Source organism: Segatella cerevisiae (genome assembly GCF_024054555.1).
Taxonomy (GTDB): Bacteria; Bacteroidota; Bacteroidia; order Bacteroidales; family Bacteroidaceae; genus Prevotella; species Prevotella cerevisiae.
Map to the genome: position 1 here is coordinate 21,182 of NZ_JAMXLY010000041.1, position 11,339 is coordinate 32,520.

An 11,339-nucleotide genomic window follows, 5' to 3' on the forward strand; every position below is an offset into this window, starting at 1 on the left:
ATTAGAGTATTAATGGTCAAGATCCTTGTCTTCCAGAGTCCTCCAGTGGGTAATCAGCAGTCCGTGGGGATTGTTCTGGGTGCGGGGTACGTTGACCAGCTCACCGGTGGTGATGATAGAGCGTCTCAGATCACGGCTGCGGCGTTTGATCAACTGCGTGCCATAATAGGTAAACTTCCTCGTACGCTCATCGAGATGGATGGAGTCGCACATGATGGTACAGACAGCCGAGGAGGAGACAATATCACTATAGAAACCGTTCTCTTCCATGGCCTGTTTCTGTTTCATGGCCGTGCCGTCCGCCATATACATCGCCTTGCCCAGTGTCCATTTGATATAATCGTCATCCGGGGGCAGGTTGAAGAAATACTGGTGAAAGAGCTGGATGTCCGCCTTGGCTTCCATCACGAAGTTGGCTTCCTGCTTGCTGCGTTCTGCCAGAAAGGGAATCTGCCCGTCGATGCAGTAGATCTGCCGGCGGTCATCGGTGATCAACTTCGCGGCATAATAGACAGTAAAAGCACAGATCACCGTACAGCCGCAGACGGTAAGAACGACTGTCAGCAGCGCAAGCCTTGTCTTTTGTTCCAAACTTTGTATCAACATCATGCAATATAAAATTCAAATCTACTTTTTTGAAGAGGCTTCCTTTGAGTCAGCTCTTGCCATCCGGAGTTCCACCCCGCTTATAATTCGAGTCACTGGTACCGACATTATGCATGGAGCGGGCACTGTCCGCCCCATGACTGTAGGCCTGTCCGACAAAGGTCTGAGAGGCGACAGTCCTTCCGGCTTCCCGGATCAGGCCGCCACCGTCACTGTGAGCCTGCTGGGCAGCTCCCACGGCAGTTGCTGTACCTGTGGTTACTGCAGCTCCAATTCCTACAGCGGCACTTGTGCCTCCTGAAACGGCACCGCTGACGATACCGGCAGATACCGCTCCGGCCGTCGTCCCTGCACTGGAGCTTACACCGCCCGGAATCAGCCACGAGGCGACCTCCGGCACGAATCGGATGACGTATGCCCCGACCAGCATGCCCATGGCATACATACAGTTGGAACCGATACCCTGCAAGCCGAGCGCACCGATGGACCCCCAATTCGTCACCTGTCCTTTGAGAAGGGTGTCGTAGGCGGTGATGTCCTCCGTAAGATTATACATCAGGATGAAGTCCACATAGTAAAGACAGATATAGACCACGAAGCCCCATAGTGTCAGGCTGAGATACTTGGACATCCATTGAGACCAGGCATTGCTGAAAGGCGGCACGATACTCAGGGCAAACATGATGGGGGCAAAGGTCGCCAGGATAGTCAGGAAGATGCGCTGGGCCACCAGCATACCGTAATAGGACATCTGGAAGATCAGCTCCCCGATGAAACGGATGATGTCATTGATCCATTCCGAGGCCTTGGTCTCCGTGAGGACTGCTGCCCGCTGGGCATAGTCATTGATGGTACTTCCCAGGTTCTGCATGTTGTAGATGAGCTTGTCCCACCAGTGGGCATCCTCGCCGATGGCCTGGACCTGCTTGGCCGTAGAAAGACTGTCCTGTATGGCCCTCAGCCGTCTGAGATAGCCGTCTTGTTTTTCCGCCACTTTCAGCTCCAGGGCCGCCACTTCCCTGTTCTTGCTGACAGCCATCTGCTTGGTGGTATTTTCCAGAGCTTTCCCCGGAACGGCAAGCTCATTGCAGATCCAGGTACTTGAGGAGATGCACATACTGAGCCCGATGATACGGAGGAGTTTCATCACATCCATGGCCCTGCGGCCGAGCATCATCATCCAACACTCATAACTACCCACACAGAGGGCAAGGCAGAGCCCCAGGATCCGGGCATAACCAACGGCACTGCCCAGAACGGCAGACCTTGGGAAGGTCTCCATGGCCACAAGCAGTTTGTCCAGACTCTGGTCAATAGCCGGAAGGCCCATGGTCAGCAGATGACGGGCATAGATATCCAGTAGCAAATCCATCATGATGTATCCTTTAATAATAGCTCTGTGCCATACCGACAAGATGGGCAACACGGCTGACCAGCTCCTGCATCTGCTTCCGGTATTCGATATAGGCTTTCTCCCTCCTGGCATTCTCCAGTCCGTAGGCGAGACCGGTCTTATGGATATAGCCGATACTGTTGCAGATCAGTTCATTCTGATTCTGGAGCTGGGTGACCTGATAACTGAGACGGCCCCTGCTTTTCTTCATGCAATAGACAAGACCGTCATCAATATCATCCTGCATCCGGTTGTAGTCATCCTTGAAATCAATATAGACCAGATCCACGGAACGGTCAGCTGCACGGGCAAGCTCTTCCTGATACAGGGGTTTGATTTCCTGCCGTTCTTCCTCCGCCTTCTTCTCACCGGCTCTCTGCTCTTCCTCGGCGGCGGTGCGGTCGGGCATGATGGTCTTGGTATGAGACTTGCTCTCCTTGAAATGCACACGCAGTCCGGAGTGGAAGCCATGCCATTTCCATTTGGTATAAGCTCCACTGTAATCCTTGTGGAGAAAATAGTAATACCATCCCGGATCAAAATCCCACGGACCGGTCTCCATCGACCGCCATTGCTTCTCCTTCTGGGAGTCATGCTGCACTGACTGTGCCCTGCCGGTTACCTTCAGGGAAAGGAAAAACAGAGCTAAAATCAGAAATCGTTTCATATTCTTCTTGTTTTATAGGTTATACCATTTACTGATTACTCCTTTTGCGATGCCGTCCGTTACATCGGAGTTCAGGATGTCCCAGATATAGTCATAATGAAAACCGCCGACCATCACGACACTGCACCAGGCGTATGCTTCTTCGATGATCGCCTTCATGTTGTCAATATACTCCCTGAGTTGATTGACCAGGTCGAGCTTTTCATCCATGGAGGCTTTCATGAGGTTGATGCTGCCGGCGGAAAGGGTGACGGCCATCTTCCGGATATTTTTCATCTCCCGGGCACAGGCATAACCGGCTTCTGTATAGTACCAGGCACACATAGGCTTGTGGAACAGGGTTCGGGCAGTGGAAGAGGTGAACCGTGCATATTCGTCAATGAGCTTGTAGAGATCGGTGCCCGTACCGGCCAGCGCACTGGAAAGAAGTATAGCACTGTAACCGCTGGAGAGTTTACTGTCCAGGGTTGACCGGGCAGCATTGAACTCCGTGGCTCCTTTGGTGACAATGCTCTGCTCTCCGAAACTGGCAGTCACCCTTGCCAGGGCCTGGTCTTCATTACCCTTGATGAGTTTGTGAAGGCTGATGAGCGCCTCAATAGTCGGAAGATCATGCGGCGTATCAAAAGCCTGGAGGGGCAGGATGGCCGTCACCGCCACTAAAAGAAAGAATAGTCTTGCCTTCATACGTTAAAGTCCATTCCAGTCATTGATCAGTCCACTCACCATATTTGCACCGGTGAAACAGCTCGCCCAGGTCTCCGGATCAAGGTCAAAAAAGACCGTACTCCATCCACAGTAGTGGCACATCATCACTATAACGTCCATCTTGTACTTCATTTCCAGCAGATGGGAATAAATCTTGTTGGCCAGGGTCAGACGCTCATAGCGGTCCAGCAGGTTGTAGCCGTCATTCTTTTCCTTCCCATTCTCCGAAATGGTCTTTTTGATGACGGGGATGTCGGGAAGCCGTATCCTGCCATTGTTGACGATATCCTTGAAGTCATGGACGAGCCCTTCGGTCTCCTCAGTGACATCGGCCAGCTCATTCAGGCACAGGATATAGTTCTTGACAGTCTTATTGGCTATAGCTTTCAACACAGTGGGCACATCGGTGAGGATGTCTGCAGCACAGGAGAAAATTTCCTTATAATACTGGCTTTCCGGTCCGAAGCCTTCCACATTCTGCAGCGTAAACTGATATATCTCCCGGATGCTGGCCATTGCTGCGGTATAAGCCATCAGTTTCTTCTGTTTTGCAGCAATGGAGTCCAACCGCTGGTTATGCTTGCTCTCGATGGCTTTCTGGGATGCGGCATTGGCCGTAACGGCAGCTGCCGTCCAGGGGTCTGTAACAACCCTGAATCCGGCCCTTGTGCCCAGAGTAAGCAGCAGGACAAACAGGAGTAATACTAATCGTTTTGCTTCCATAAGCTCATGACCTTTCCGTGTTCATTCACTTGCCGCGCAAAGTCGAGATAGGTGTCTGCCTTTGACTTTCTGCGGTCTTCTTCTATCCTGGTGATGGCCGTCTGAATACCGCCATACCGGGCTTCGTAAATTTTGAGGGCTTCCTTCTCCGCCCGTTCCGTGGTATAGGCCCAGTAGCATTCAGGCGGTTCCTCCACGCCATAGACATCGGAATACTGCCCCCGGGCAATCCAAACTTCCTTGAAATAGTTTCTCCCCTCATGGTTTCGGAGGTTATTGATGGTAAAGATCTGCTGCCGCTGTACGGGCGTAAGACCGAGGATGGCAGAGATCTCATCATATCTGTCCCTGAACTTGCTCTGGTCGAGAAGGATCTTGATGTCTGAATTATTGATGATCGCTTCCTTCACGATAGGGGAGTCAATCACGTCATTCAACTCCTGAGTGACAACACCGGCGATGCCATGAAATTTTCTCACGGTTTTGTAGAGGTACTTGATATATTCGGCCATAGTAGGTGAGGAGATGGCTTTCCAGGCTTCTTCGATGATGAGCGCCTTACGTCCTTTTTTCAGACGCATTTTCTGAAGGAAGACATCCATGATGATGAGCACGACGATGGGGAACAGGACGGGATCATCCTTGATCTTATCAATCTCAAAAACGATGAACCGTTCACTGAAAAGACTGGCATCAGCATCGTTGTTCAGCGTAGATTCCAGTTCGCCGCCTTTATAAAACTGTTCCAGTATAGCGGAAAAGTCATTGATGTCGAAACTGATACTGCTGTCCTTCATGATCTGCGGGATACGCTCCAGGGCAAATTCATAATAGCTGTTGAAGTTCAGCCGCCCGACATGCATCTTCTGCCGCTGTTCCTCCATGCGGTCTATCTTCTTTTCTATCCGCATCATATACCTGCCTTCAATAAGCTCCGGCATCAGGCGGAGGAGCTGCCTGCCGGCAGCAGCCTTCTCTCCTTCGGTAGCAGCATCGTCATTAGCCAGACCGTGCAGTTTGTTTACCTGACGGATGACCTTGGCATGGTGCTTCTTCTCCTGAGAGGTGTATTCTTCTTCCACCGCATGATCCCTACCTTGGGGAGCATCTTCTCCTGCAGTCCCTTTTTCAAGTTCCGGAATACGATAGGGATCTGCGTACTTCTCTTCAATTTTTTCTTCATAGTGTTCGTATGCCCCGTTCTTTTTATCTTCCAGCAGCAGCCGCTCCCGGAGTTGTTCTCTTTCCTTTTCGGTATATTCCCTGAATGGATGGAAGTATTCCCGGTAGTATTCCACGATGGTCTGGTTGATAATCTTGTCTTCTATCTTTGTCGGTGCCTCGTTCCCCTTGAAAATAAGGAAAATGAGACTTTTCAGGAAGTTCTTCTTCTCCCCGAAATTCTGGTCATACTCCTCCTTTGTGATCTTGAAAGGATTCATGGAGATGGGATGCTCTCTGCTGTAAGTGATATAAGTCCCCTTGAAATAGGCACAGATACCCTCGTAAGAATCTCCAGTATCGACCATGACGACATCGGTATCCTGTTCCAGCAACTGGCGGACAACGGAATTGATATGGAAGCTCTTTCCGCTGCCACTTGGCCCGATGCAGAAAAAATTACTATTGTCCGTATATTTCACTGATCCTTCCTTGCCGGTAATGTCTATGCACACCGGCAGTCCCTGACGGTCAGTGTACCAGGTTTTCAGCGGGGTGTCCTCACTGTGTTTCAGATGCTCTTTATAGAAAAGGCAGAGAGCGGCATCGTTCAGGGTCAGGAACAGGTCATAGTCGGGATTGAAGGAATAGGCATTACCGGGGAAACAGTCCAGGAAAAGTTCCAATTGGTTATAGGCTGACCGGGAGGGCAGGATACCGCACTCATAAAGACGGGTCTCAATGTATGAGCTGACTGAGGTGAGCTTCTCCTGCGGACAACAGACCAGGATATTGAAGTTGGTATTGACGAGTATCTTGCTTTCCGTGGCAAGGACATTGAGGACTTGCTCAATATCAGACTTGGCAATCTTATTGCTGGGATCCGGCATGCTGCCGTGACGTTTGGCCTTGCTCTGCAACTTTCTCAGCAGCCTTCGCTGCTGGGGAACCTGAAGAACCTGATTATAGATGACACAGTGGGTATCGGGAATCTCTGCCAGAAATGCCAGGAGGTCTGTGGCGATAGTATACCCATTGACCGGTACCGTCAGATAGGGCTTGATAAAGGAAGGAAGGTCTATCTCATCGACATCAACCAGACTGAAGGACTTGACCGTATCAGCGCCCATCCGCAGACTTTCATCAGAGGCCTTGAAGTTCTGCATGGCAAAAGACCCCTTTCGAAAATTACAGGCCATATAACGATGAAGGTATTCGTTAACCTCTTCCTTATTGAGCTTATGGTACCTGATTTCATGCTCTTTGAGGATGTCAATGACCTTGCTGACCTTGACATGAAACGCTTTCCAGGCCTTTTCGTCATATTTAATGAAAGTGCTCTTCTGCCCCTCCATCGTGAGGATCAGGAAGGTACGAATCTCCGTATAGGGCCTGCCCTCGAAATAGCGGAAATAGCTCTTTGTCAGGTATTCCATATCCGAGGTAACAGGGTGGTGATAACGCTGGCGACAAAAAATGTCCTGCTTTTGCAAGGCAAAGCCTTCACCAAGGGCCTCCACGATATTTCCCAACACATCCATGTAACCTATATAGAGAGCAGGATCCGTCGAATACTGCTGGACGGGATTCTCCATCTCGATAAGTACCGAAGCATCACCCCTACAGGAGAATAGCACCGTATTGAGAAGCTTGCACTTATCGTCCTTGATGTCTTCCAGTTCGGCAAAGATGCCGTCGATTTTGCTTTTCTTTTTTCCAAACATGGTTCTATCGTGAGAAAAGGTGATGGTAGATGAAGATACCCCGGCTCCGTTTTCTATTGTGCAGTCCGCTCTTCTGTCTGATGAAAATACCGAGGATGCCCATGGCAGCAATGCCTGTCATGGCAAGGAATCCGGCAAGTTTTCCAACGAGGATAGAAAAGAGGATATAGCCGATAAATGAGATACCGATGGCCATAGCGGCATAAGTCAGAAAACGTCCGCGAATGCCCATGAACTCCAAAGGCTTCTGAAGTCCCTTGAAAACAGGGTAACCATTAAAATTCATCTCCATTGATTGTGATTTCAAAAGACAGGAAAGGACACATACTTTGTAAGAGTCCCCCTCCTGAATGTATGATTCCCATGTCCTTATTTAAAGAACAAGGGAAGAGCTTCTGACATGGCGATGAATGCTACACAACCGCCGATGGTCAGCATGATGGTCTTCTTGACATCTTGGTCTCCGTTTTGCATTTTAAAATAGACATTGAACGCTCCGACAAGTACGATGACGGCGGCAATGGCCTTCATCAGATTACTGACAGGAGTCTGATACGAAGAAATCTCTGAGGTGGCCTTGGTGAAGCCTCCCGCTCCATGACTTTGGGCACAAATATCAAGGGCACAGAAGAGTACCATACAGGCCACTGTTGTGACACGCTTTACCGGAATTTTCTTGCAAGAGTTCTTTACTTTGCGAAGAAATATTTTGGAGTTTACTCGAAGCATAAATTTTTCTCATGGAGTAAAATCTTACGTTTCAAATTAAATGGCAAATGCGGACATCTTCATCCATAAGTGGAAGAAAATAAACTTGGTACTTACAAACCAAGAAACAGGCTGTCACTTCTGTTTTTTATGGAAGTATATCAAATGCTCCACCAAATTAAAAGTAAGTTCAAATTCGCAGATGCAGATGCTGCTATTTCTGATCAATTTTCATCAGATGGATGGCCACATCGTCCATCTCCGGATCCTTTTGTGAAAGGTCTTCAATCTGTTTATGAAGAATACTCATGAGGATACCTCCGGAATATTCAGTGCTCTGGAAGGGGAGGATCTCCGGGACAGGCCCTTCTTCAGGAGATGGCGTTTGCTCCGGAACCTCACCGTCAGGTGAAAGGTATTCCTGCTCCAAGACTTCCGGCTCCGTTTGCCGAGGTTCGCAAGTGGGTCCTTCTTTCATTGCTTCCTCATTCTCCTTTCTTTCCATAGTCACAGGATTTTCTCCTTCCAGAGGCTGAGCCGCTGTCATCTCCTTAGAGACCTCTATGGGCTTAAAAGCCTTGGCTTCCTCTGAGATATCTATTTCTTCCTCTTCTGTCCTGGAGGCAATTTCCACCGGCTCCTTGTGGAAAAGGTCGTGAAAAATCATCCAGGCATATAAAAGAAGGTAAAAGCCGATGATCAAATAGTAAACCATAGTTGTCTGTTCTTTTTTCTTATTAAAGCCCACGGTCTGTACCCGAAGGTCAGCACCGTGGAGTTTCCATTTTAAGAATGATGAGTTGTTTCTATAGACGGAGTGCTCGGCCACTTCATTTCCTGCTTATGAGGTATTTTTCATTCTGGCGTTTTTCGATGCAGAAAAACTCATGCAAAGATAGTAAAAATCTATCTATCCGTGCATCCGTATCCTATATTTAGGATAAATTCGACTTCATAGACAAAAGATAGTATAATTGTGGAATCTATCAGTTGATAAATGATAAGACTATATTTTATAATCTATAGGGAAAAGACTGTAGAAAGGGTAGGTGAATAATCACAGGAGACGTTCAGAGGAGTACAAGAAATTATGGAGAGACTAGGGTTAAGAGTTTTGCAATATATTAACGTGAGTTCGATGAAATTAATAAAATGATCATCATATTTGCACATAATCATATAGGAATGATTACCTGCAAACAATGGTTTGTAGGTATTGATCCATTCAAGCGTTAATAATTATTCGTTGAATTTTCTTGTATTATTAGAATATTTTGCCTATTTTTGTAGAAAAGTTACGAAAATGGTTTAAATATTTAGTTTTTAGGCTTATGATAAAGGATTTTTGGGTAGAGAATTATTACTCTATAAAAGACCGTCAGGAAATGGACTTTGAGGTGCGTCCTTCTGAAGAAGAGTGGATGCGTGTCGAAGCAGCACATGGTGTCTATCTAAGCAAGTTGGCGGTTATTTATGGTGCTAACGCATCTGGAAAGTCAAACATGTTGAAGGCTTTGCAGAATATTTTTGACTTGCTCTTTACTGCACGCACCAACAGAAATGACAAGGTGCTCTCGGGCCATCCTTTTGCTCTTACTGCTGATAAGCCGACAAGAATGTATGTATCCTTTTATACGAATAGTATACGATATGACTACACTATCGAATATAATCAGCGTTATATTATCAGCGAGAAACTGGACTATTATCCCAGACGTTCCAAGGCTCTTTTCTATGAACGGCATTTCCGAGGAGAGGATGAACAGGCTGCCATTAAGTTCGGTCCAGGTATCGGCATCAAACAGAAGTCTCTTGACACCATCATCCAGAACACGCTCAATAACCATACCGTTTTGTCTACCTATGGAAAAGTATCACTTTCGGACGATGCCAGACCGATAGCAACACTCTATCATTGGATAAAAAATCATGTCCACGGGGTGATGCACATGGATGACAACAGTGTTGTGGCACAACTGCAATCCGTTGACAAGGATCCACGCCGCAGGAAATTCTATATGCAGATGTTAAAGAAGGCTGATTTTAATATTTCTGATTTCCATATTCTTTCGGATGGCGACAAGGAGAGTGTCAGCTTTGTCAATACCACAAACAAGGAATACTTTGAACTGCCGGACGACAGTCAATCAGCAGGTACCATAAGATACATCACAGATTTGAAGTATCTCTATGATGCCATCACAGGTAGTCACATCTATATGCTGGATGAACTGGGTGAGGACTTGCATTATGACCTGCTTCTCTATTACCTGAACGTTTTTGTCTATAACTCGGATAATTCACAACTTATCTTCACTTCACAGGAAACATCGCTATTGGCAGAGAACCTCTTCAACGAGCACCGCCATAATGTGTGGTTCGTAGAGAAATCACATGATACGGCATCCTCTGTCTACACCCGTGCTGACGATTTCGGTCTCCATAAGAACCTCTCGCTTTACAATTCCTACCGTATAGGCAAACTGGGTGCAAAGCCGGAACTGGGGTCACCATTTATAAACTTAGATTGATTATGGCACATCAGAGACAAACAACGATAGTGATTGGCGAGGGTCCGACGGAATTTTACTATCTCAACTCCTTAAAAGATGACTTCCGAATCCTTCAGCACATCAAACCAGATTCACCAAAGAACACAAGTCTTCGAGAATTGGAACATACAATAGAAAACTCTATCCAAATGGGTTACAATAAAATATATTGCCTGATAGACATGGATACCAAAAAGAAGGATGCCAAGAGCAGGTGTGCCTACATACGATTGAAAAAGAAATATCACGGCATTCATATATTAAAGCCCAAGAGAGGCATTGATTATGAAGTCAGGTTCTTTGAAACTGATAGATGTACAGAGCTGTTTTTCCTTTACTACTTCAAATATACTACACAGGAATTTTCGTCATCTGATGACATTGGGGCTATGATGGATAAGAAATGTAAATACGAAAAGACCATCAAATTTTTCCGCTCACACCCTCTCCATCAGTATTTTGAAAAACAAGGCGGAAGCTTTCGCAAGGCAATAGAGAATTCCAATTCATCTCTTAGAGGTAAGTACAAAGGGGAAAGGGACTATACCTATTCAGAAATGGGGGAGATGTTTGAACTGCTTGGTATAAATTGAGATTTCTGTTATTTCTTAGATCTGAATCAGTACTATGCAACTTAAAGTGAGTTCGACGGAAATAAGAGGCTGTAAATTGATAGCCTGTAAAAATTGTTGTAACTTCAAGGTGTTGAAATTCAAAATTTCACAAATAATAATCACTAAGACCTAGAGGGCAACGGGGGTGATCCTAGTGATTCAAACGTCAACTAATCCGTAAGAAGAGGAAAGCCCATAAACTTCATAATTATCCCCGATGATGTTATCTATCTTAATAAACAGATAATTATCCGAACACTTGTCATAGAGAAAATATTCTAATTTTCAAACAGGTGGTTATTAATATTTAAATGTTTATAGTAAAAAATATGCTTGCCGCCCTGCAAAGCAGTATCTTGAGAATATTTACGGTTTCACTGTGAATATTCTCGAAATACCTCTTTGCACCTGTCCATAGGGACACGGACAGGCTTCGGGAGAGTGGTTAAGACATTCTATGGGAGCTGTGCCCACCATACTCCC

General features: G+C 46.7%; 11 protein-coding genes. 2 read left to right on the forward strand and 9 right to left on the reverse strand.

All coding sequences use genetic code 11. From position 1 onward, the window contains the following. Window positions 1-9 precede the first annotated feature (9 nt). The 9 genes from traK to NG821_RS10060 all read right to left on the reverse strand — a co-directional run bounded on the left by traK (window position 10) and on the right by NG821_RS10060 (window position 8,519). Window positions 10-606, reverse strand: coding sequence for a conjugative transposon protein TraK (traK, locus tag NG821_RS10020; protein ID WP_252761536.1), 597 nt, complete (start codon window positions 604-606; stop codon window positions 10-12). A 49-nt stretch (window positions 607-655) separates the two neighbouring features. Beyond that, window positions 656-1,984: a hypothetical protein gene (locus tag NG821_RS10025; RefSeq protein ID WP_252761537.1), complete on the reverse strand. Its 1,329-nt coding sequence runs from the start codon at window positions 1,982-1,984 to the stop codon at window positions 656-658. Between the two features lie 7 nt (window positions 1,985-1,991). Continuing rightward, window positions 1,992-2,666, reverse strand: coding sequence for a DUF5045 domain-containing protein (locus NG821_RS10030; protein ID WP_252761526.1), 675 nt, complete (start codon window positions 2,664-2,666; stop codon window positions 1,992-1,994). Window positions 2,667-2,678: 12 nt separating this feature from the next. Further along, complete coding sequence (locus NG821_RS10035; RefSeq protein ID WP_252761527.1) at window positions 2,679-3,353, reverse strand: hypothetical protein; 675 nt, start codon at window positions 3,351-3,353, stop codon at window positions 2,679-2,681. Between the two features lie 3 nt (window positions 3,354-3,356). Then, window positions 3,357-4,097: a hypothetical protein gene (locus NG821_RS10040; RefSeq protein ID WP_252761528.1), complete on the reverse strand. Its 741-nt coding sequence runs from the start codon at window positions 4,095-4,097 to the stop codon at window positions 3,357-3,359. After that, complete coding sequence (locus NG821_RS10045) at window positions 4,079-6,982, reverse strand: TraG family conjugative transposon ATPase (RefSeq protein WP_252761529.1); 2,904 nt, start codon at window positions 6,980-6,982, stop codon at window positions 4,079-4,081. The genes NG821_RS10040 and NG821_RS10045 overlap by 19 nt, the downstream gene beginning before the upstream one ends. Window positions 6,983-6,986: 4 nt before the next feature. Continuing rightward, a complete protein-coding gene (locus NG821_RS10050) occupies window positions 6,987-7,274 on the reverse strand; it encodes a DUF4133 domain-containing protein (protein WP_252761530.1) in 288 nt (95 codons plus the stop codon). 77 nt (window positions 7,275-7,351) lie between these two features. Beyond that, entirely contained in the window at window positions 7,352-7,711 is a 360-nt protein-coding gene (locus NG821_RS10055) for a DUF4134 domain-containing protein (RefSeq protein ID WP_252761531.1), read from the reverse strand. A gap of 193 nt (window positions 7,712-7,904) precedes the next feature. Next, complete coding sequence (locus NG821_RS10060) at window positions 7,905-8,519, reverse strand: hypothetical protein (RefSeq protein ID WP_252761532.1); 615 nt, start codon at window positions 8,517-8,519, stop codon at window positions 7,905-7,907. Between the two features lie 502 nt (window positions 8,520-9,021). Between NG821_RS10060 and NG821_RS10065 the strand changes: the two genes are divergently transcribed. Beyond that, the gene (locus NG821_RS10065) at window positions 9,022-10,221 is read left to right on the forward strand and encodes an AAA family ATPase (protein WP_252761533.1); all 1,200 of its coding nucleotides are present in this window, start codon (window positions 9,022-9,024) and stop codon (window positions 10,219-10,221) included. A gap of 2 nt (window positions 10,222-10,223) precedes the next feature. Further along, window positions 10,224-10,835: an RloB family protein gene (locus NG821_RS10070; RefSeq protein ID WP_252761534.1), complete on the forward strand. Its 612-nt coding sequence runs from the start codon at window positions 10,224-10,226 to the stop codon at window positions 10,833-10,835. Window positions 10,836-11,339 lie beyond the last annotated feature (504 nt).